Source organism: Staphylococcus pasteuri (genome assembly GCF_030547725.1).
GTDB classification, from domain to species: domain Bacteria; phylum Bacillota; class Bacilli; order Staphylococcales; family Staphylococcaceae; genus Staphylococcus; species Staphylococcus pasteuri.
This window is the reverse complement of record NZ_JAUOQO010000821.1, coordinates 1-242: the sequence shown is the minus strand read 5'-3', so window position 1 is coordinate 242 and position 242 is coordinate 1. Positions and strand designations below refer to the sequence as shown.

The window sequence follows — 242 nt, the reverse complement described above, 5'->3', positions numbered from 1 at the left end:
GGCGATGGGTCGGCGGCGATAATGTGGATGTCGACGCCGTGCTTGTCCGCGTACAGACCCAACGGGTTGTTGGCCCCATGCAGCCCGTCCAGCGTGTACAGCGCGGGCTGCGCGTGCAGCACCATTCGCCCTTCCTCGTCGATCGATCCCCGCCCGGCGGCGAGCAACTCGTCGATATCTTGCTGCTCGATCCGGTTACCGCCGAGCTCGACCCCGACGTTGGCGACGTCGCTGACCAGACC

Annotated in this window: 1 protein-coding gene; it reads right to left on the bottom strand. The window is 66.5% G+C overall.

Annotated elements, in window-relative coordinates:
• On the bottom strand, positions 1-242 hold a 242-nt coding region (locus Q4528_RS15625), incomplete at both ends, for a hypothetical protein (RefSeq protein ID WP_439848951.1).